This is a genomic window from Roseitalea sp. MMSF_3546 (assembly GCF_030732865.1).
Lineage (GTDB): Bacteria > Pseudomonadota > Alphaproteobacteria > Rhizobiales > Rhizobiaceae > Roseitalea.
The window spans coordinates 91,717-110,093 of sequence record NZ_JASHKB010000006.1 but is presented as its reverse complement, the minus strand read 5'-3'; the positions used below and the strand labels follow the sequence as shown (position 1 = coordinate 110,093).

Below are 18,377 nucleotides of genomic sequence, written 5' to 3'. Positions count from 1 at the left end.
ATCCGCTTAGGCGTTTTTTAAAGCTGTGACCGTAATGTGGCGGCCATAGCAGGTCGTCACGTGTAGAGAGTAGAATGACCGATCAGATCAGACCGCGCGTCAAATATGTCATCGGCCCGGACGGCTCGCCGCTGACGATCAACGACTTGCCGCCTACCACGACACGACGCTGGGTTATCCGGCGCAAGGCCGAGGTGGTGGCGGCGGTGCGCGGCGGTCTGCTGAGCCTGGAAGAGGCTTGCGAACGCTACCGGCTGACGGTGGAGGAATACCTGTCCTGGCAGGCCTCGATCGACGAGCACGGCCTGGCCGGCCTGCGCACCACCCGCATTCAGCAATACCGCCACTGAACCGCCGCCGACGGCGCGCGTCGGCGCTTGCGGACCGGGCCGGCGAAGACCACGGTCCCGACCGGCCGATCACCGTTGCGGGGTCCGAACCGCGTGCGGCGGCCGCCGCGCATGCGACCAGCGCGGCTTCCAGCGCCAATCATTCGATGCGAAAACCGGCCGCGCGAGCGACGCGGCCGCTGCATGAAGGGGCGTGGAGGGTAGGGCGCGGCATGCGCGCCGCGCCGAGGCGGGGATCAGCCGATCATGGCCTGCTTGTCGTAGCGGCTCGTCTCGCCTTCCTCGGCCGCCTTGCGGGATTCGCGGACGTCGAGCTTTTCGGCCTTTTGCAGTTCGGCCTCCGCTTCCATCAGCGACGCTTCGGCGCCAGCCTTCTGGGCCTGCAGGTCGCGGATCGAATTGAACAGATTGTCACGGCGGGTGCGGGCGGCCTTGGCGAAGGTGGGGTAGGCGAAATGGTCGACATCGGTGATGCCGCTCTTGCGTTCTTCGGTCTGAATCTGCGTGTCCAACTCATTGGCCATGCGCTCGAATTCGGCGATCATCTGCTCGAGCTGGGCGACCTGGCGGTGCTTTTCGGTCACCTGAAACTGCTTGAGCCTGATTAGGTTGTCCCTCGATTTCATACCCTTACTCCAACACGCTGATGGGCCGTCATGATGGATCGCCGACAGGCGGCGCAATGCCGTGCAGCCTGGCCGGTAACCTTTCGTTTACACCCAGCGTTAATGATAGGCGGCAACCTTTAAGGGCCGGTAAACCCCGGATGGCCCCCACGCCCCGGCCGGGACGCACCGGCAAATTGCTGAATCCAATGATTGGGTTGGCCGGAGCAGCTGAGAGATCGATTCAGCTTTGCTCGAGAAAAATGTGAGGAAATCAAGGGGTTCAGTGCAAAGATTAATGCGCATTGATACCTTGCCTGAGTGAAACAGGATTTGTTAACCAATTGGGTGCAGGCTGATTTGCGCGGTTGTGGGCGAACCGGGACGGGCCACCGCACGCTTTCGTACTCGCCGAGGGGAATAAGATGCGTGTCTTGCTGATCGAGGATGACAGTGCAATCGCACAGAGCATCGAGCTGATGCTCAAGTCGGAAAGCTTCAATGTCTATGTGACCGATCTGGGTGAAGAAGGCGTCGACCTGGGAAAGCTCTACGACTACGACATCATCCTTCTCGATCTGAACCTGCCCGACATGTCCGGCTATGAAGTGCTGCGGACCTTGCGCCTTTCCAAGGTCAAGACGCCGATCCTGATCCTGTCGGGCATGGCCGGCATCGAGGACAAGGTCAGGGGCCTTGGCTTCGGCGCCGACGACTACATGACCAAGCCGTTCCACAAGGACGAACTGGTGGCGCGCATCCATGCCATCGTGCGCCGTTCGAAGGGCCATGCGCAGTCGATCATCACCACCGGCGATCTGGTCGTCAATCTGGACGCCAAGACCGTCGAGGTCGGCGGCCAGCGCGTGCATCTGACCGGCAAGGAATACCAGATGCTCGAACTGCTGTCGCTGCGCAAGGGCACGACGCTGACCAAGGAGATGTTCCTCAACCACCTTTACGGCGGCATGGACGAGCCGGAACTGAAGATCATCGACGTGTTCATCTGCAAGCTGCGCAAGAAGCTCGACGCCGCCTCGGGCGGGGTGAACTATATCGAGACCGTCTGGGGGCGCGGCTATGTTCTGCGCGATCCCGACCCGGTCTCCATGGCCGAAACGGCCTGACCGGTTTCGCAACCAAATCCAGACGAAAACGGCCCGGATCGCTCCGGGCCTTTTGATTTCCGCACTCTTTCCGCGTCTCAGGCGGCCTGGCGCTCGAACTTGGCGAAGCGGGCCAGCAATTGGTGGCGGTCGAAGGGCTTGAGCAGATAGTCGTCGGCGCCGGCGCGCTTGGCCTTGGTCATCCGCACCAGGTCCAGCTCGATCATGGCGACGACGATCAGTGGCTTGACGTCGGTCTGCATGGCACGCACCGAGCGCACGAATTCCTCCAGCACCATGTCCGACGGGTTTGCCTCGACGACAATGCAGTCGGGCATTTGCGCTTCGCACATGGCCAGCGCCTCGCCCGCCGAGGCGGCTTCTATGACGAAGCGATCGGGCGCGGCAAGGATGCGCCTGGCGACCTTGCGAACGACACTGGACTTCTCAACGATCATGCAACGGGACATCTTCGACCCTCGGACGCTTTGCTCGTCGCAAATCTAGCAGAAGGGTTTTGCCACGCCCTTAAGGGAGGCGGTTAATCGGCCATGAAGAGTGTGCGTCGGAGTTGACCGGACCGGTCAACGCTTCGTTTACGCGGCGGCGTAGGTGATCGCCGCGTCGGTCCAGTCGATGCTGACGGTCATGCCGGACTCGGCGGCCAGGACCAGCGTGTAGTAGAACTGCACCGAATGGGCATCGATCGGCTCGGGGCCGAAGCGGCCCTCGTGATAGTCGGCGAATTTCTGCGGCACGCGCATCATCGGACCGGTGGCGGTAACCGCGAAGCGGGGCTTGTCGTCGCCGAGTTCGAAACGGCAGTCGAGCGTGCCGCCGCGCGGTATCGAGGCGTTGCCGATCAGGATCAGGTTGAGCAGCAGCTTGACCTGGTTCTTGGGCAGGAGCGCGCGCTCGCCATGCCAGGCGAAATCGGCCTTTTCGCCCTTCATGAAGGCCGATGCGACGGTGTGGGCATCGCCGGTGTCGATCTGCACGCCGGCCGAGCCGGCCGCGCCGAAGGCGATGCGCGCAAATTGCAGACGCGCCGAGGCGTTGACGGCGCTGGTGCGCACCAGATCCATGGCCTCCTCGTCGGCGGCTCCGTCCTCGAGCAGTTCCAGGCCGTTGTTGATCGCGCCGACGGGCGAGATGATGTCGTGGCAGACGCGGCTGCAAAGCAGGGATGCCAGTTCCGACGGGGTGAGCCTGTCCGGTTCGGTCATTTCTTGGCCTGTCGCTAGCGAATCGCGCAGTGAGGTGAAGCGACGTTAACGGCTGCCGAAACGTCCGGCAATGCCGCGCTCCGGTGATGCGGGAAGAAGGCAAGTCACGCTTAACAAAGTGGAAACCACAAGGGCGTAAAGCTAATCATCAAAGCGCTCGCGCCCCGACCGCGCCAGATTGCCGGTCCATCGTCGGCGGGTGTGGGTCACAGGGCGCGACGGGCCGCATGGCCGCGCCGGACAGCCCCAAGGGCGGAGTTGGGATCATGAGAGCACAAGCGACGACATCGAAGGCCGCGGACATTGCCAGGCGGCGCGAATGGGCCGTTTCGATGGCGGTTCTGGTCGTTTTGGCCGGCCTGTTGTGGTCGGGCCAGGCGCAGGCGCAGTATCAGGGCCAGCCGCAATACCAGCAACGGCAGTACCAGCAGCCGCAATATCAGCAGCCGCAGTACCAGCAATACCAGACGCAGCCCAGCCCCTACAGCGCGCCGGAGATCGTCGCCGCGGGCCATGATTTCTTCGGCACCACCTCGGGCGCGCTGGCGACGGCGATCGAGCAGCTGTTTGCGACCTACGGACTGCCGAACGGCTACATTCTGGGCCAGGAGGGCGCGGGCGCCTTCGTCGGTGGGGTGACCTATGGCGAGGGCACGCTGTACACCAAGAATGCGGGCGACCATGCCGTCTTCTGGCAGGGGCCGTCGATCGGCTGGGATTTCGGCGGCGAGGGCGCGCGCACCATGATGCTTGTCTACAACCTGCCCTCGATCGCCAATCTGCATGGCCGCTATGGCGGCGTGGCCGGCTCGGCCTATCTGGTCGCCGGGCTCGGCATCAACGTGCTCAAGCGCAACAACGTCATCCTGGTGCCGGTGCGCACCGGCGTCGGCCTGCGCCTTGGCGCCAATGTGGGCTATCTCAAGCTGACCCCGCAGCCGACCTGGAATCCCTTCTGACATCGCCGGGGCGATTGCCAGCTTGCGGGACGCGCGATAACAGGGCTGCCGGTGGCGGCCCTTTTGTCGCGCGGATCCCGTGCGGCCGATGACCGCCCGAACCGGATGCTGGCTCGTTGATTGAATCTGGTCTGTTCTTTGCCGCCGGCTTCGTGTCGGCCATACTCCTGGTGATGATCGTGGCCCCGGCGATCTGGCGCCGGGCCGTGCATCTGACGCGCAAGCGCATCGAGAATGCCGTGCCGATGACGGTCAAGGAGCTGCAGGCGGACAAGGACCGGCTGCGCGCCGAACACGCCATCGCCCGACGCAAGCTCGACATGGCGCTCAAGAAGCAGCTCGAGGTGACAAGCCAGCAGGCCGCCGAGATCAGCGGACATGCGCTGGCCATGCGCGAGAAGGACGAGATCATCGGGGCGCGCGACGCCGAGATCGCCGAACTGACGGCGCGGATCGACGCGCTCGAGGAGGAACTTGCGACGACCAGCGATGCGCTGTCGGAGACGCGGCTCGAGTTGAGCACGGTGCAGGCGACGCTGTCCGCGCGCCAGGCCGAGCAGGAGGGCCTGGAGCGGCTGACCAGCGAAACCGAAGGCCAGCTCAAGAAGGCGCGCGCGGATCTCGACCGGCAGACGCGCACCATCGCCAAGCTGGAAGCGCAGATCGGCACCTTGCGCGAAAAGGCCCGCGAGCAGCAGGAACAGGCGCGCGCCAGCGCGGCGGAGGCCAAGCAGACCGCGCAACTGCTCAAGAGCGAGCGCCAGCGCGTCGAACAGCTCGAAGCCGAGCTCGAACGGGCCCGCAAGCGCCATGACGAGTTGCAGGAGCGCGTCAAGTCGCGCCGGCGGCAGATGCGCGCGGCACAGGACGACCGGATCGGCAGCGAGGCGGCGATGGCCGAACTCGAACACCGTGTCGAGGACGCCGAGCGCGAACGCGCGGAGGTGGAGCGCGAGCTCGGCGAGGTCACCGTTCGGCTCAACCGGATGATAAAGGCCCTTGGCGGTCGCGACCCCGAAGCGGTGATCGAGGGCATGAACGCGCGGATCGCGCAGTTGATGACCGATGTGAAGCAGGAGCGCGCGCGCGCCGAGGCGGCCGAGGCGCGCCTGCACGGCGCCACGTCCGCCGCCGACGAGGCCGGCCAGGCGGCCCTGCGCGAGGAGATCGGCCAGCTCGCCGCGCAGGTGGTCCACATGGCCGCCATGCTCGAGGGCGAGGGCTCGCCGATCCCGGACATGGTGGCCGGCAATGGCGAGGAAGGCGATGCCGGCCGTGTCAGCCTGGCGGCCCGCATCCGCGCGCTGCAGGACAAGGCGGACGGAACCGGCAAGCCGGGCTGACGGCACGTTACCGTGCGGAAAACGCGCGCATGTGATGCAAGACGAGGGCGGCGCTCGTCGCCACGTTGAGGCTGTCGAAATCGCGCGCCATGGCGATGCGCAGGGTCTGCGCCCGGGCAAGGATATCGGGCGGCAGGCCGGCACCCTCAGTGCCCAGAACGAGCGCGGTGCGTGCCGGCGGCGTCCAGCTCTCGAGCCGCCCGGTGCCCGATGGCGACAGGCCGACAAGGGCGAAACCATGCCCGGCGAGGAAGTCGGCCATGGCCGTGGTGCTCTCGAAGCGGTGCCAGGGCAGGACCAGGACGCCGCCGACCGAAACGCGCAGTGCCTTGCGATAGAGCGGATCGCAGGACGCCGCATCCATGACCACGGCATCGGCGCCGAGCGCCACCGCGTTGCGGAAGACGGCGCCGACATTGTCGTGATTGGCAAGACCGCAAAGCGCCACGACGGTGGTCCAGCTGCGCAGGTCCGCATGGGCCGGCGGGCCGTCGCAGTCCCGGCGCCTGTGGCCAATGGCGAGCACGCCGCGATGGATCGGAAAGCCGGCCACCGCGTCGATGACGGCCCGCGGGGCGCTATAGACCGGAACATCGGCGGGCAGGTCGGCGAGCAGGTCGGAAAGGCCGGCCAGCCGGTTCTTCAGGATCAGCGCGCTCTCGACGGCGAAGCGCTGCTGGCGCGCCAGAACGTTGAGCACGGTCGTGCCTTCGGCAACGAACCGGCCGTCGCGGCGCACGAGGTCGCGCTCGCGGATGTCGCGATAGGCGGCGAGGCGGGGGTCGTCGGGATCGGTGATCTCGGTGACCGTCATCGATCGCGGTCGGCGCCTTGCTCGAGCAGCCGGTCGATCTCGTCGCCGCTCGCCCCTGCGGCGAGGGCCGAGAAATCGCCGGCTTCGAGCATGGAACGGCTTGCCGCGAGGATCGCCGCATGTGTCAGCCGCGCAATGGCCGAGCCGACCGAGACGCGCCGGACCCCGATGGCGGCGAATTCGGCCAGGCCGATGCCGGTATGCGGTCCCGCGGCGAGCGCGTTGACCGGCGCGCCGACCGACCGGACGATCCGCTCGAGCGCCGCCATGTCCGGTGGCAGCGGCGCATAGACAAGGTCGGCGCCCGCCGCCTCGAAGGCGCGGATGCGGCGGATCGCTTCGTCGGTGTCGTAGTGGCCGTTCATGATCCCGTCGGCCCGCGCGCACAGAACGAATGGCCTGCCGAGCGCCCTTGCCGCATCGACGGCCGCCGCGATCCGCTCGACCGCGGCATCGAACCGATAGGGCGGATTGCCCGCCGTCATCTGCGTGTCCTCGATCGAGCAGCCCGACAGGCCGATCTCGCCGGCCATGCGCACCGTCAGCGCGACATCGTCGGGCGCATCGCCAAAGCCGTTCTCGAAATCGCCGGTGACCGGCAGTGGCGTGGCGCGCAACAGGTCCTCGGCGTGGGCCAGCGCCTCCTCGCGTGTCACCCGGCCCATGTCCGGCCGGCCGAGCGTGAAGGCAAGGCCGGCGCTGGTCGTTGCCAGCGCGCGGGCGCCGCAGGCCGCCATGATGCGCGCGGAACCGGCGTCCCAGGGATTGGGAATGGCAAAGCAGCCCGACCGGTGCAGGGCCGCGAAGGCGGCGTGGCGTTCTGCAAGCAGGGTCATGACGGGTCACCTTGCACGGCACGGGCCTCGTCGGCCATCTGCTTGAGCACCTTGCGCAGCTCGGCGGCGCTGGCCAGCGGGGCGGGGTAGAAGACGCGCACGATCGCATCGCCCGAGACCAGATCCATGCCCTCGCTGTCCATGGTGGCGATGAACCACGGCCCCTCGTCCCGCCGGCCGCCATGCACGCGGGCATAAAGGGCGATGGCATCGCGGTGGTCGGCGTTCATGTGGGCGATCGCGCCATGTTCGATCTCGGCGATGCCCGCCGCATCGCCGGCAAGCGCCAGGTCCTCGGCGGTCAGCTCATAGGCCTTGCCGAAGCCGCCATTGAGGCTGCCGGCGACGACATCGAGCCGGAAGAAGGCGAAATCGCCGAAATCGGCATAGAGACTGGCCTTGGGATGGCGCGCCAGATGGCGGCGACGGATCCGCGCATGCGCCTGGGTGTCGCGCTCGATGCGGGCGGCGCGGGCGGCAAGCGTGATGCGCGGATGGGCGAGCGGGTCGCCCTTGCCGACCTCGCCGACAAGCAGCGAGCAGCGCGCGTCGGCGATCAGCGCGCCGGTATGCGGCGAAAGGGCCGACACCAGGATCGCCGGCGTGCCGTCGAAGTCGGTGGAAAGCTGGACGCGGCTGACATTGGGAAAGCCGGACGCCGCGTTCGGCAGCACCGCCAGCGCGCCGTGGCGGGCGCTGGCGACGAGCGTCCTGGCCATCCGGATGGCCTGGGCATCGGTGGGGCGGATGACCTGTCCGGAGGGTTTTTGCGTCATGGTCGGCTCCTGTCGGCGTCCGCGCCGCGGGCGTCGGTGCGGTATCGGTCTACGCCAGCTGCGCGCCATCGGACAAGCCGGCGCGGCGGCGCGCGCCGGCATGCGCGTCATGCTTGACGGATGGTCGACTTTCAATTGTCATCGCCCGGACTTATATCGGCGCTGTCGCGCACCCTGGGGAGAATCGGCCGATGGCGAGTTTGCAGAATTTCGATGCGGAGATCGAACGCACCAAGCAGGTCGTCGAGGACATGCAGACCAAGATCGAACAGTCCGGCACGGTGCTCGACAAGCTCGCCGAGGCGGACGGGACGATCGGAGACGTCGATTTCGACATCGAAAATGCCCGCATCCAGGACGTTCTGCAGCAGCAAAACGTGATGGAGGCGAACATCGCCGACCTGATCATCGGGCTGGAGGATGCCACCAACGTGTTCGGCGCCGAGTTCGAATCCATGAAGTCCTATACGACCATGGAGCAGTTCATCGGGATTTTCTCCAAGCAGCGCATGCAGCGCATGCGGTCCGAGCGCGTGCGCAACATGTCGCTGGCCGGCAATCTGCAGGAACTTCTGACCAAGTCGGACACGATCGTGGGCATACTGACCAACCAGCGCGAGATCCTCGACCGGCGCTACGATTCCTCCGAGCAAAGCCTGAGGCAGGTCATCGACCGGCGCACGGCGACCATGGAAGAGCTCGAGACGACGCAAAAGCGCATTGAGGAGCTCAACCCGATGCTGCTGGATATGGAAAACCAGATCGCCGCCTCGACCAATCAGAAGGACCGGTCGGAACTGGAGGGCAAGCGCTCGGAACTGGCCACCGAGTACAACGAGATGCAGGCCAAGGAGCAGACGCTGCTGGCGGAGAGCCAGACGCTGGAGCGCTATACCTCCATGTTCCAGACCTTCGTCGACTCGCTCAACAACCAGAAGGCGGCGCAGCAGACGCTGATCAACAAGCTGACGATCGACACCGAACAGCGCATCGTCCTTTACAAGGCGCTCGAGGATTCGCTGAAGACCGCCGCCCAGCAGGACGTGGCCCACAAGATCAACACGCTGGGCAGCCAGGTCGACACCGCCGCCGAGACGACCATGGCCGGCATCGGCGCGGCGGCGCAAAGCCATATCGCCGATCTTCTGGAAATGCATGAAGGCAACATGATCGCCACCCAGGACATCCAGCGGCGCAAGAAGCTGGCCGACGACGCCTTTGCGCGCCGGTTCGAGGAGGTGATGAAGAAACACAACGCCGCCGACTATGTGCGCACCTAGGATCCCCGTCCCAGCCGGCGGGCCGGAGCCATCGTGAGCCGGGCGACCCATATCGACGCCGACAATCCCGTGGCGCGCTATTTCGCCTCGATCGGCGCGGCGCTGGAAGGGCTCGACACGTTCCTGCGCGACGACAATTCCCCGCTCTACCAGCACGAACTGGTGGCGCGCACGGTGGTGCCCTATCTCGTGCGGCTGGCCGCCTCCTTCGACAGCTGGCGCAACAGGCTCGACTTCTCCGACCGGTTCCGCATCTCGCGCGCCGAGAGCGGTTTTCCGGTCTACCAGAACGTGCTGGAACTGGAAAAGGACCGGCGCAGCGCGACAGACCGTCTTGCCGCCATTCCCGAACCGGCGGCGCTGCGCGCCGACATGGCCGATTTCATCCTGCGCCACAAGGCCTTCCCGAAGGAGTTGCAGGACACGCTGGCCGAGCGGCTCTATCTGGAGACCATCGAGGCGGCCGAGTTCTTCACGCCGTTCGTGCTGCCCGAGACGATCAAGGTTTCGGCCAATCCGCGATCGGGCCGGCCCTACTACGTCACCCATTGGGGGGCTTTCGACGGCTCGGCCAACCTGCCGCTGGTCTATTCGGTGGTGGTCGAGGATTCCACGCCCGACATGGTCAAGACGCTGGTCGGCAAGGACGGCGCCTTCAACCGCAAGGTCGATATTCCCCTGCCCGTGGGCGGGCTGCTCAATCCCGAACTGGCCCGGCCCTTCGACCAGTGGGCCGAGGCCAATTCGGCCTATTCGCTGACCCCGGCCACGATCGCGGCGAATATGGACGAGGAATTTGCGAGCCTGCATCCCAAGCAGTTGCGGCGCATCGTGCTCGGGCCGTTCTACTCGGCCGGCATCACCCAGAACAACGACACGGTGTCGATCATTCTGGACAAGGTCGGCGCGGCGCGGAACGCCTGGCTTCTGACCTGGACGATCCAGGACGTGTACTCGCAGCACGAACGGCCTGGGCGCAAGGGGCTGTGGTCGTCGGCGCCGCCGCGCGAGGAATTCCATATCGACACGGACGACCTGGAGGCGGCGCGCATGGGCGTTTCGGCCTATGAAAAGCACGCGCTGATCCCGCACGAGGCCTATCAGGCGCTGTACGCGGCGGGGCAGGCCAAGACCATCTTCGCCGGCTACAAGACGCACATCATCTCGGGCGAACACGTGATCTCGGATGTTTGAGCCTGTGAATGTGCGCCCATTTGGAGATGATGAACCCCCCTCTGTCGGCTGCGCCGACATCTCCCCCACAAGGGGGGAGAATGGAGCAAAGATCGGCCCTCTCTCCTTCGCTGCCGAATTTGGTGCCCGGCGTGAACATGAGCGCCACGCTCCCCCCGTGTGGGGGAGATGTCCCGAAGGGACAGAGTGTGGTCAGGGATGAAACCGGGCCATGCACCCATCCCCGCCCGCCAGCGCGCAAACGCGCGCCGCATGCGCCGGCATGTGACGGATGCGGAAAAGAAGCTTTGGGCCGAGCTGCGTGCGCATCGGCTGATGGGTTTCGGCTTCCGTCGCCAATACCCAATCAGACAGTTCATCGCCGATTTTGCCTGCCCGGAGCACCGCCTCGTGATCCAGCTCGACGGGTCACAGCATGGCCGCGAGGACATCGCCTCCGAAGACAAGGCCCGCTCGGCTGCGCTGGAGGCCGACGGTTGGACGGTGGTCCGTTTCTGGAATGATGACGTTCTACGCGATATCGATGGCGTGTGCCGGCATATCGTCGCTGTGGTCCATGAGAAACAGGCGAAGTTCGATGATTGAGGCAGCCTTCGGGTACCCCCCTCTGTCCCTTCGGGACATCTCCCCCACAAGGGGGGAGAGGGACACTCGTATTTGCGTACCCCACCGAAATTGGCGAACAGGGAAGTTCGGTCATCATCCGCACCACTCTCCCCCCTTGTGGGGGAGATGTCGCGCAGCGACAGAGGGGGGTATTGCCGCAACGAGCAGGAAAGGTTGCGTTAGATGGACACCGGCCTGACGCTGATCGACGAAAAGGACATCGAAAAGCACCGTGCCACGGCGCAGTCGCTGGTCACGCGCTTCGTCGCCATTGAAAAGGCCGACGGCCGCTCGCGCACCGAACTGGCGGGCACCGGCCGCCGCTTCGTGTCGACCGTGTCGACGGGCGGGCTGAGGCGCTCGCACGAGGTCGAGCTGGCAAAGCGGATCGCCGCGATCCGCCCCGACGATCCGTTGCTGTCGCCGGCGCAGCACATGCTGCTCTACCGGGCGCGGCGCGGTGTCGCCATTGCGCTGGCGGTGGCGGACATGTTCGCCCGGCAGACAGAGCTCGAGCATCTGCAGGCGCGCAACGCCACCGCGCCGCTCGAAGGCGACGATGCCAATCGCTTTCGCTCCCTGCTCAATGCCGCGGCCTATGTCGCCGCCTTCGCGCTGAGCGCCTATCTGCTGCAAATGCTGGAGACCGACACCGAGCCGGGCAACGATCTCGGGCCGCCCGATTTCGACTTCGACATGCCCCAGGACGCGCTCAAATCGGTGATCGGCGGGCTCGCGGCGGCGATCGAGGGCGCGCCGGACGAGGCGGCCATGGCGCAGCGGGCCAAGGCGTTCGCGCGCGACAGCGTCGAAGGGCTGCTGCAGCGCAAGCAGCGCTTCGCCGCGCTCGGTGCGTTCGAGGACAGCCATGTGCGCATCGAACGCGACGATTTCACACTGGACGGCTTCGACGTGGCGCCAGGAGCGCGGCGCAAGCCGCTGGCGATGACGTTCAAGAAGCCGCAGGAGATCATCGGCAACCACATCGCCAAGCATCAGGCGATGAAGCTCGCCAAGATGCTGATGGCCCATGATTTCGAGCGCGGCCTCAACCCGTTCGTCGAGCTGGGCGGGTTCGTCTTCACCTTCATCGGCGATGGCGCGCCGGGCACCGGCAAGACGATCCTGATCCAGATGATCGCCGGGCTGGTCAACGATTACTGCCAGGTGGCCGGCTATCCGTTCCACTACGAGAATTTCGGCATCGACCAGATCTCCTCCTACCAGGGCAAGTCGGGGCAGAACTGCAAGCAGTTCGTCCAGAACGTGCTCGATCCGCGCGCCATCGGCTTCGGAACGATCGACGATATCGACCAGGTCGCCGCGCGCCGCTCGGACGAGCGCGCCTCGGCCGGCCAGCAGGAAGTGACCGCCGTGCTGATGGAGAGCTTTGCCGGGGCGATGACCGTGGTGCGCGGCAATTGCGCGTTCGGCATGTTCTCCAACCATCCCGAAAATGTCGACGACGCGTTGCGCCAGCGGGCCGGGGCGCGCTGGCTGGTCGACGGGCCGCAGACGCGCAACGACTATGTCGACATCTTCCACCTGCTGGCGGGCCGCAATCACGCCATTCCGCTGGGCGATCACGACCTTTACGGCGATCAGGAAATCAAAAGGGCCGTGCGCGCGGCCTATGAGGGCCACGAAAAGCCGGCCGAGGAAGGCCTTCTGAATGTCTATGACCGGTTCGTCGCAACCCATGGCGAACCCGAGACGATTGCCGACATCGGCACCTATCTGCACATGATCAAGCAGGTCGAGCCGCGCTTTACCGGCCGGGCGATCAAGAACGTCACCGACGCGATCAAGATGCGCGCCATGGACATCGAACTGCCCGACGAATGGTTCGAGGCGCCCGAGACGTTCCTGCACAAGCCCTATGAGGACAAGCGCGCCATGATCGCCGATCTGCGCGAGCCGTTCACCATCGACATGGTGATGCAGGAGATCAACCGCTATGCGGACAGCGAATTCCGCTATTCGGACAAGGCCGACGACGCGGCGGTCGCCGAGATCGTCCGCCGCCAGCGGCAGACCGAACGCGCGGCACGGGAGATCGCCGAGCGGAAAGAGCGGGGGGACTGGAGCGCCTAGCGCCGCCGCGGCACATTGCGTTGTGTCGCCCAAGGTACTAAATTCTAGCCATAATGGCCAGATTGGAGTTTGCCATGGAAGAAGTCGGAATCTTGGAGGCCCGCAACAACTTCTCCGCGCTGGTCGAGCGCGCCGAGAAGGGCGAGAACGTGATCATAACGCGTCATGGCAAGCCCGTGGTCAAGATGGTTGCTGTCGAGCTCGAAAATGAGGAAGAACGCCGCAGACGGGCCCGAGAGGCGGTTGAGGCGATCTGGGAGATGCGTAAGGAGGTCAAGCCATTGGGTGATATCACCATCAAGGATTTGATAAATGAGGGTAGGAAGTATTGAGCATCGTCGTCGATTGCTCGGTCACCCTATCCTGGTACATTCCCGACGAGGTCAACGGTCGCACGCGCGCGGTCCTTGAATACGTCGCTGACAAAGGCGCCGTCACACCATTTCATTGGCGAGCCGAGATGGCCAATGGACTTTTGGCTGCCGCGCGTCGCAAGCGGATCGAGCGAGACTTCATCTCAACGGCGTTTGAGCGCCTCGATCTCTTGCCCATCGCGGACGATCTGGAAGGTATGGAACAAACCGGAAGCGTCGCGTTCGGGCTGGCCGAAGAGCACACCTTGACGATCTATGACGCCATATATCTGGAAACCGCGATGCGTCGCGGACTGCCCTTGGCGACCTTCGACACAGCGCTTCAAAGGGCGGCGCAGACCGCCGGTGTGCCGGTCTTCCAGACAGCGCCATGAAACGCCTTTATGAAAATGCCCTGATCTATGGCCGGCTGTTCACGGTCGACCGGCCGCATCTGATCGAGCGCTACAACAAGGCGCTTGCCGCGTTCGGCCTGCCGACGACGGCGCTTGACAGCTTCGACATCGACCGCACCGGCTTTTCGCCGCAGGTCGCCGAGGAACTGGGCGATTTCGACTATCTCGACCCCAACGGCATCAACCGGCGCTTCATCATCCTGACACCGGCGCAGGCGAGCCTGCCGGTCGTCCATACGCGCTTTTCCAACACCGGCGCCCTGATGCACGAATTCTACACCGCCAATGCCCGGTCGATCCATGCACTGACGATCAAGGACGTGATCTATGGCGAGATCGAGGACAATGTCTCGCGCATCGAGGACATCGAGGATCTGCTGTCGATCGAGCAGGTGCGCTTCAAGGTGCTGTCGGCGGAGAACGTGCTGTCCAGCGCCGCCCAATTGCGCACCCTCGTCGACCGGCTGAAGACCGAGCCCGATGCCTGGCGCGACGACGCGATGCTCGAACAGATGGTCGAACTGGCCAGGATCACCGGCGACATACGCGGCAATCGGCTCGTGCCCGACCAGGTGGTGTTTCGCCACCCGGCCTTCTGGACCGGCCATTTCGGCGGCACCTACATCTTCGTCGACGACCGGACGACCACGGTCATCTGCGATCCGGGCGCGCCGGGCTTTCGCCGCTCGCGGCCCTGGCAGGTCAGCTATCTGTCGATCAACGATCCGGCGCCGGTGTTCAGGTTCCTGTCGCGCAGCGGCCGTCTCGACCTGCCGCGCGCGTCCTGGCTGGAACGCAGCGGTCTGCTCGACCATCGCGCCGACATGGCGCTCAAGGCGCTGATCCACGAGATCGAGCCAGAGGCCGATCTGAGCGCCATCGATCCGGTCTGGCAGCAGACATTCATGGCGCGCCATGCCGGCCGCATCAACGCCGATGGCGTGGTGCCCTTCCTCAACGCAGCGCGGCGCGAACTGGCCCGCACGGGCCGCATCGATGTCGGCGAGGTCGATGACCGGCATCGCTTCCAGATCGTCCGCGCGCGGCCGGACCATCCCGACGCGTGGCTGACCAACCGGCTGATCAGCCAGTTCGTGCCGCGCGATTTCCTCACCCGCTACGTCTTCAACAAGCAGCTCTTCTATGCCGAATATCAGGGCTGGGACGATGCATGGCGCGCATTCGTTGTGGACACGCTCAAGAACACCTATCTGACTGACAAGGCCGGCCTTCGCGACCGGCTGTTCGGCCTGCCATGACCGTCTTTGCCCACAGCCAAGGAGCCCGCCGATGCTTGACCCGGTAATCGAGTTCTTCCGGCGCGTGTTTTCGGCCATCGGCCACGGGATCGGCGTCGTCATCTCCTGGCTGATCTATCCCTTCGCGGCCTTCTGGGCCTGGCTTGGAGGGCGGGGCTGGATGGTGCGCGTGCCGGTCATCTTGATCGTTCTGGCCATCCTGGCCAGCTATCTGCACCTGTTCTACATCACGCAGTTCTGGCGCGGCGACGATCCCAGTTACGTGGCCGGATACGACTATTCGGAGGTCACGGTGGCAGCGGGCGAGCAGCGCGACGACGGCACCTGCCAGCCCTCGGCGATGGTGCAGATGACCGCCGACCTGATCGACCGGAACGTCAATGAGGATAGCTGGGTGCCCTCGAACCCGCTGTACAAGGCCGGCTTCTTCTTCGTCATCGACTGGAAAGACACGCCGTTCTTCGACAACAAGGCGGCCTTCCAGTTGGGAACCAATCAGGCCATCCGGCGCACCGCGGTGGAGTTGGTCGACCGGCTGGGCCGCGTGCGCGGCACCGATTCGATCAACATGAACCTGCAGCAGGCGCGCGAGGCGGCCAACTATCGCGAGGACGCGTGGTTCCTGACCTTCAGCCCGCCCTTCCTGCAGCCCTCGACGCCGGCGCGACTGCGCGATGCGCGCCGGAACCTGCTCGCCTTCAACGAAGAGCTCAGGGCCTGCGAGGCGCGGTTCGACGCGCGCGCCGACAATCTGCTGCAATTCCTCGACCGGGTGACCGCCGATATCGGCTCGACCTCGGAAATCCTGCAGCGGCGAATGGAGGCGGCGAGCTTTATGGGCTTCGACGTGCGCGCCGACGACCGGTTCTGGTTCACCTATGGCCAGCTTTACGCCTATCACGGCGTGCTGACCGCCGCGCGCAGCGACTTCCGGGCGGTGTTCGCGCAACGCAATCTGGAAAGCCTGTGGCAACGCGTCGACGAGCAACTCGCCGATGCGCTGCAGGTGCGCCCGCCCTTCATCGCCAATGGCAGCGCGTCGTCCATGGTCAAGTCGCATCTGGAATCGATCGGCTTCGACCTTCTGCGCGTGCGCTCCAACCTGGTCGAGATGCGCGACGTGCTGGATCGGTAGGTTCGGCACGGCAAAACCGGCATTGCCCACCCCTACCGCCCTTCGATCCATACCGATCGGCCGGCGCTGCCCACGCCGCGTCGTCATCGCGGCACGTGTTGCCCGGGATCCATGGATTTTCGGGGGACAAGCCCGGCAATGACGCAGGTTCGAGCATGCACGGTTGCACCTTGCCGGGCAGGGCGGGACGTCGCGACAGCCCGACCGTGTCGCATTTGGCCCAGCCAAGGGCCGAATCGCGATTGCGGCCTGCCCCCGACCCGTGGTCAAAGAACGCAAAAACCGGACGGGAGGGGCCGTGATGATCGCGCTTGACAGTGACATCGAAATCGCGCGCGCGGCGACCAGGAAGCCGATCGCCGAGATCGGCGCCGGGCTCGGCATTCCGCCCGATGCGCTGCTGCCTTACGGGCACGACAAGGCCAAGGTCACCTCCGACTTCATCGCCTCGCTCGCGGGCCGGCCCGATGGCCGGCTGATCCTGGTCACAGCGATCAATCCGACGCCGGCCGGCGAGGGCAAGACGACGACAACGGTCGGGCTGGGCGACGCGCTCAATCGCATCGGCAAGCGCGCGGCGATCTGCATCCGCGAGGCCTCGCTCGGCCCGTGCTTCGGCATGAAGGGCGGAGCCGCCGGCGGCGGCCGGGCGCAGGTCGTGCCGATGGAGGACATGAACCTTCACTTCACCGGCGATTTCCATGCGATCACGGCGGCGCACAACCTGCTGGCCGCCATGGTCGACAACCACATCTACTGGGGCAACGAGCTGGGCCTGGATGTCCGCCGCATCGCCTGGCGGCGCGTGGTCGACATGAACGACCGCGCGCTGCGCGACATCGTGCTTTCGCTTGGCGGGGTCGCCAACGGCTTTCCGCGCCAGGGCGGCTTCGACATCACCGTCGCCTCCGAGGTGATGGCGATCCTGTGCCTTGCCAGGGACAGGGACGATCTTCAGGAGCGGCTGGGCCGGATCATCGTCGGCTACCGGCGCGACCGCTCGCCCGTATACTGCGCCGACCTGAAGGCGCACGGGGCCATGACGGTGCTGCTCAAGGACGCCATCCAGCCCAATCTGGTGCAGACGCTGGAGAACAATCCGGCCTTCGTGCATGGCGGGCCCTTCGCCAATATCGCCCATGGCTGCAATTCGGTGATCGCGACGACCAGTGCGCTCAAGCTGGCCGACTATGTGGTCACCGAGGCCGGCTTCGGCGCCGATCTCGGGGCCGAGAAATTCTTCGACATCAAGTGCCGCAAGGCGGGGCTGAAACCCGATGCGGCGGTGATCGTGGCAACCGTGCGCGCGCTGAAGATGAATGGCGGCGTCGCCAGGGAGGACCTGGGCGTCGAGGACGTGCAGGCGGTGGCGCGCGGCTGCGTCAATCTGGGCCGGCACATCGAGAATGTGCGCCGGTTCGGCGTGCCCTCGGTGGTGGCGATCAACCATTTCGGCACCGACACGGCGGCCGAGCTCGAGACCGTCAGCGCCTATGCCGAGCAGATGGGTGCCGAGGCGATCGTCTGCCGGCACTGGGCGGAGGGTTCGGCGGGGGCCGAGGCGCTCGCCCGGCGGGTCGTCGATATCGCCGAATCGGACCAGGCCCGATTCGCGCCGCTCTATGAGGACGCGATGCCGCTGTGGGAAAAGATCGAGACCATTGCCAGGCGCATCTACCACGCCGGCGAGGTCACGGCGGACAAGGCGGTTCGCGACCAGTTGCGTGACTTCGAGGCGCAGGGCCATGGCGATCTGCCGGTCTGCATGGCCAAGACGCAGTACTCGTTTTCCACCGATCCCAATCTGCGCGGCGCGCCCACCGACCACACGGTGGAAGTGCGCGAGGTGCGGCTCGCCGCCGGTGCCGGCTTCATCGTCGTCATCACCGGCGCGATCATGACCATGCCCGGCCTGCCGCGCACGCCGTCGGCCGAAGTGATTCGCTTCAACGCGTCCGGTCTGGTCGAAGGGCTGTTCTGATTGGAAACCGGCGCGGCCGAACACGGTGGCCGGCACTGCCCGGA

General features: G+C 65.5%; 18 protein-coding genes and 1 pseudogene. 13 read left to right on the top strand and 6 right to left on the bottom strand.

The features are described from left to right. Positions 1 to 74: 74 nt before the first annotated feature. Positions 75 to 350 carry a DUF1153 domain-containing protein gene (locus RBB34_RS07075; RefSeq protein WP_306118491.1) on the top strand — a complete coding sequence of 92 codons (276 nt, stop codon included), beginning with the start codon at positions 75 to 77 and terminating at the stop codon, positions 348 to 350. Positions 351 to 586: 236 nt separating this feature from the next. Here the strand turns inward: RBB34_RS07075 and RBB34_RS07070 are convergent, their stop codons facing one another. After that, positions 587 to 976, bottom strand: coding sequence for a flagellar export protein FliJ (locus RBB34_RS07070; RefSeq protein WP_306118490.1), 390 nt, complete (start codon positions 974 to 976; stop codon positions 587 to 589). A gap of 404 nt (positions 977 to 1,380) precedes the next feature. On the opposite strand from RBB34_RS07070, the gene RBB34_RS07065 reads away from it, so the two are divergent. After that, positions 1,381 to 2,082 (top strand): response regulator transcription factor, encoded by a 702-nt coding sequence (locus tag RBB34_RS07065; protein ID WP_306118489.1) that lies wholly within the window; start codon positions 1,381 to 1,383, stop codon positions 2,080 to 2,082. Between the two features lie 77 nt (positions 2,083 to 2,159). Here RBB34_RS07065 and RBB34_RS07060 read toward each other — a convergent pair whose 3' ends face one another. Together RBB34_RS07060 and RBB34_RS07055 are read right to left on the bottom strand one after the other, a co-directional pair. Further along, positions 2,160 to 2,519: a response regulator gene (locus RBB34_RS07060; RefSeq protein ID WP_306118488.1), complete on the bottom strand. Its 360-nt coding sequence runs from the start codon at positions 2,517 to 2,519 to the stop codon at positions 2,160 to 2,162. Positions 2,520 to 2,657: 138 nt separating this feature from the next. Then, positions 2,658 to 3,287: a histidine phosphotransferase family protein gene (locus RBB34_RS07055; protein ID WP_306118487.1), complete on the bottom strand. Its 630-nt coding sequence runs from the start codon at positions 3,285 to 3,287 to the stop codon at positions 2,658 to 2,660. A gap of 476 nt (positions 3,288 to 3,763) precedes the next feature. On the opposite strand from RBB34_RS07055, the pseudogene RBB34_RS07050 reads away from it, so the two are divergent. Together RBB34_RS07050 and RBB34_RS07045 are read left to right on the top strand one after the other, a co-directional pair. Continuing rightward, positions 3,764 to 4,246, top strand: a pseudogene (locus RBB34_RS07050) (EipA family protein); the annotation flags it as partial. Between the two features lie 116 nt (positions 4,247 to 4,362). Next, complete coding sequence (locus RBB34_RS07045; protein WP_306118486.1) at positions 4,363 to 5,589, top strand: hypothetical protein; 1,227 nt, start codon at positions 4,363 to 4,365, stop codon at positions 5,587 to 5,589. A gap of 7 nt (positions 5,590 to 5,596) precedes the next feature. Here RBB34_RS07045 and RBB34_RS07040 read toward each other — a convergent pair whose 3' ends face one another. Genes RBB34_RS07040 through RBB34_RS07030 form a run of 3 tightly spaced genes read right to left on the bottom strand, consistent with a single transcriptional unit; the run spans position 5,597 to position 8,015 of the window. Next, on the bottom strand, positions 5,597 to 6,403 hold the full coding sequence (locus tag RBB34_RS07040) for an RNA methyltransferase (protein ID WP_306118485.1): 807 nt from the start codon (positions 6,401 to 6,403) through the stop codon (positions 5,597 to 5,599). Beyond that, on the bottom strand, positions 6,400 to 7,239 hold the full coding sequence (locus RBB34_RS07035; protein WP_306118484.1) for an isocitrate lyase/phosphoenolpyruvate mutase family protein: 840 nt from the start codon (positions 7,237 to 7,239) through the stop codon (positions 6,400 to 6,402). The genes RBB34_RS07040 and RBB34_RS07035 overlap by 4 nt, the downstream gene beginning before the upstream one ends. Further along, positions 7,236 to 8,015: a DUF2470 domain-containing protein gene (locus RBB34_RS07030; protein ID WP_306118483.1), complete on the bottom strand. Its 780-nt coding sequence runs from the start codon at positions 8,013 to 8,015 to the stop codon at positions 7,236 to 7,238. Before RBB34_RS07030 ends, RBB34_RS07035 begins: the two co-directional genes overlap by 4 nt. 191 nt (positions 8,016 to 8,206) lie before the next feature. Here RBB34_RS07030 and RBB34_RS07025 point away from each other — a divergent pair, with 191 nt between their 5' ends. The 9 genes from RBB34_RS07025 to RBB34_RS06985 all read left to right on the top strand — a co-directional run bounded on the left by RBB34_RS07025 (position 8,207) and on the right by RBB34_RS06985 (position 18,333). Next, complete coding sequence (locus tag RBB34_RS07025; RefSeq protein ID WP_306118482.1) at positions 8,207 to 9,295, top strand: hypothetical protein; 1,089 nt, start codon at positions 8,207 to 8,209, stop codon at positions 9,293 to 9,295. A gap of 51 nt (positions 9,296 to 9,346) precedes the next feature. Then, complete coding sequence (locus RBB34_RS07020) at positions 9,347 to 10,489, top strand: hypothetical protein (protein ID WP_306118555.1); 1,143 nt, start codon at positions 9,347 to 9,349, stop codon at positions 10,487 to 10,489. Between the two features lie 198 nt (positions 10,490 to 10,687). Further along, positions 10,688 to 11,074, top strand: coding sequence for a DUF559 domain-containing protein (locus tag RBB34_RS07015; protein WP_306118481.1), 387 nt, complete (start codon positions 10,688 to 10,690; stop codon positions 11,072 to 11,074). Positions 11,075 to 11,278: 204 nt separating this feature from the next. Continuing rightward, the gene (locus RBB34_RS07010; protein ID WP_306118480.1) at positions 11,279 to 13,189 is read left to right on the top strand and encodes an AAA family ATPase; all 1,911 of its coding nucleotides are present in this window, start codon (positions 11,279 to 11,281) and stop codon (positions 13,187 to 13,189) included. 74 nt (positions 13,190 to 13,263) lie between these two features. Next, positions 13,264 to 13,521, top strand: a complete 258-nt coding sequence (locus tag RBB34_RS07005) for a type II toxin-antitoxin system prevent-host-death family antitoxin (RefSeq protein ID WP_306118479.1) — start codon at positions 13,264 to 13,266, stop codon at positions 13,519 to 13,521. Continuing rightward, the gene (locus RBB34_RS07000; RefSeq protein ID WP_306118478.1) at positions 13,518 to 13,937 is read left to right on the top strand and encodes a type II toxin-antitoxin system VapC family toxin; all 420 of its coding nucleotides are present in this window, start codon (positions 13,518 to 13,520) and stop codon (positions 13,935 to 13,937) included. The genes RBB34_RS07005 and RBB34_RS07000 overlap by 4 nt, the downstream gene beginning before the upstream one ends. Next, complete coding sequence (locus tag RBB34_RS06995) at positions 13,934 to 15,217, top strand: DUF6638 family protein (protein ID WP_306118477.1); 1,284 nt, start codon at positions 13,934 to 13,936, stop codon at positions 15,215 to 15,217. Before RBB34_RS07000 ends, RBB34_RS06995 begins: the two co-directional genes overlap by 4 nt. Positions 15,218 to 15,248: 31 nt before the next feature. Then, positions 15,249 to 16,352, top strand: coding sequence for a DUF2333 family protein (locus tag RBB34_RS06990; RefSeq protein WP_306118476.1), 1,104 nt, complete (start codon positions 15,249 to 15,251; stop codon positions 16,350 to 16,352). A gap of 301 nt (positions 16,353 to 16,653) precedes the next feature. Continuing rightward, positions 16,654 to 18,333: a formate--tetrahydrofolate ligase gene (locus RBB34_RS06985; protein WP_306118475.1), complete on the top strand. Its 1,680-nt coding sequence runs from the start codon at positions 16,654 to 16,656 to the stop codon at positions 18,331 to 18,333. The last annotated feature ends 44 nt before the right edge of the window (positions 18,334 to 18,377 follow it).

Coding starts and splice junctions, on each gene's coding strand:
- RBB34_RS07075 (WP_306118491.1), top strand. CDS start 75: ATGACCGATCAGATCAGACCGCGCGTCAAATATGTCATCGGCCCGGAC.
- RBB34_RS07065 (WP_306118489.1), top strand. CDS start 1,381: ATGCGTGTCTTGCTGATCGAGGATGACAGTGCAATCGCACAGAGCATC.
- RBB34_RS07070 (WP_306118490.1), bottom strand. CDS start 976: ATGAAATCGAGGGACAACCTAATCAGGCTCAAGCAGTTTCAGGTGACC.
- RBB34_RS06990 (WP_306118476.1), top strand. CDS start 15,249: ATGCTTGACCCGGTAATCGAGTTCTTCCGGCGCGTGTTTTCGGCCATC.
- RBB34_RS06985 (WP_306118475.1), top strand. CDS start 16,654: ATGATCGCGCTTGACAGTGACATCGAAATCGCGCGCGCGGCGACCAGG.
- RBB34_RS07015 (WP_306118481.1), top strand. CDS start 10,688: ATGAAACCGGGCCATGCACCCATCCCCGCCCGCCAGCGCGCAAACGCG.
- RBB34_RS07030 (WP_306118483.1), bottom strand. CDS start 8,015: ATGACGCAAAAACCCTCCGGACAGGTCATCCGCCCCACCGATGCCCAG.
- RBB34_RS07035 (WP_306118484.1), bottom strand. CDS start 7,239: ATGACCCTGCTTGCAGAACGCCACGCCGCCTTCGCGGCCCTGCACCGG.
- RBB34_RS07040 (WP_306118485.1), bottom strand. CDS start 6,403: ATGACGGTCACCGAGATCACCGATCCCGACGACCCCCGCCTCGCCGCC.
- RBB34_RS07055 (WP_306118487.1), bottom strand. CDS start 3,287: ATGACCGAACCGGACAGGCTCACCCCGTCGGAACTGGCATCCCTGCTT.
- RBB34_RS07010 (WP_306118480.1), top strand. CDS start 11,279: ATGGACACCGGCCTGACGCTGATCGACGAAAAGGACATCGAAAAGCAC.
- RBB34_RS06995 (WP_306118477.1), top strand. CDS start 13,934: ATGAAACGCCTTTATGAAAATGCCCTGATCTATGGCCGGCTGTTCACG.
- RBB34_RS07005 (WP_306118479.1), top strand. CDS start 13,264: ATGGAAGAAGTCGGAATCTTGGAGGCCCGCAACAACTTCTCCGCGCTG.
- RBB34_RS07060 (WP_306118488.1), bottom strand. CDS start 2,519: ATGATCGTTGAGAAGTCCAGTGTCGTTCGCAAGGTCGCCAGGCGCATC.
- RBB34_RS07025 (WP_306118482.1), top strand. CDS start 8,207: ATGGCGAGTTTGCAGAATTTCGATGCGGAGATCGAACGCACCAAGCAG.